We start from the raw sequence: 1207 nt of genomic DNA on the forward strand, positions 1-1207 counted from the left end.
CGATTGATGTCCTACAAGATTAATGGGGTGGGTAGCTGGGTGTCCGGCGAACTCAAGTCGAGCACCTGGCAGAACATGACCCACCTGCTGTCCCCTGGCGCCGGTATCTACTACGGCCGTACCAGCGACGGCGCTCTGCACCGGTACATCGACCGGGACCCGTACGACAACAACGGTAGCGACCTGTCCGGGCAGGGCAAGGTGACCGATTCCGGCTGGACCCAGGTCCTGCTCTCCGCCCACTTGGCGGGCCGGTGACCGTGGCCGGTTCATTCCCAGCACGTCTCAGCGAACCCCCGAGGAAACCCATGCCTTCGAAAGCTCGAATACGTCGCTCCCTCCCGGCGGTACTGGCCGCACTGGCCCTCGCCGTTAACGGTGCTGTGGTGGTCGAGGTGGCACGTCCGGCCGAGGCTCAGGCCGCCGGTGTGCGGCCTGCCTTCCAGCTCCCATTCCCGTGCGGCGAATCATGGCGGCTCTCCACCTATCGCGGTCATGACGACTACGACGTCGACATGTTTGCGAACAGCGGCACCACGGCCGGCCGATCCATTCTCGCCGCGGACGCTGGCACTGTCTCATACGCTGGTTGGAACAGCGGTGCCGGCTGGTACGTCAAGCTCAATCACGGCGAGGGCTGGGAGTCGCTCTACCTGCACATGGAGTCACCTCCGGTGGTCTCCACCGGGCAGTCGGTCCAGCAAGGGCAACTGCTCGGCAAAGTGGGCAGCACCGGCGACTCAAGCGCCCCTCACCTGCACCACGAGCAGCTGCGCGACGGCGCCAAGGTGGAGACCTACTACAACGGCATCCGCTCGAAGATCACGACGGACGGTTCTCCTCCCGGGGAGCCGCTGTCGCCACCGGTCCATGCCGTGAGTTCTAATTGTGGCGACATTTCCGTCTACGGGGTCCTGGCAGATGGACGGCTGACCTATTCGCTGGTCGAGTCGGGTTCAGGTCGCCTTTTAAAGGTGGTGACGTCGAGTGCGACGTTGGGGTTCACGCCGAAGGCGATGGCGACGCTGAACTTCAACACGATTCTGTTTACCTCGACGGAGGGTGATCTGTATCGGGTGGATGTGATCACCAACAATACGTCGTTGGTGTTTAATGCACCGGTCAAGATTCGTAGTGGCGGATGGACGCATACTCATCTTTCCTATGACGGTGCTGGGCGGCTATATGGACTCACTTCGGCGGGGGT

General features: G+C 62.5%; 1 protein-coding gene and 1 pseudogene. Both read left to right on the plus strand.

Annotated features, from left to right (window positions below):
* Positions 1-258: pseudogene (locus B116_RS25345) on the plus strand (tachylectin-related carbohydrate-binding protein); the annotation flags it as partial.
* A gap of 92 nt (positions 259-350) precedes the next feature.
* The coding region (locus B116_RS0117770) for a M23 family metallopeptidase (protein ID WP_033667717.1) at positions 351-1207 on the plus strand (857 nt) is incomplete at its 3' end.

Origin of the sequence: Salinispora fenicalii (assembly GCF_000514815.1) — a bacterium.
Classification (GTDB): domain Bacteria; phylum Actinomycetota; class Actinomycetes; order Mycobacteriales; family Micromonosporaceae; genus Micromonospora; species Micromonospora fenicalii.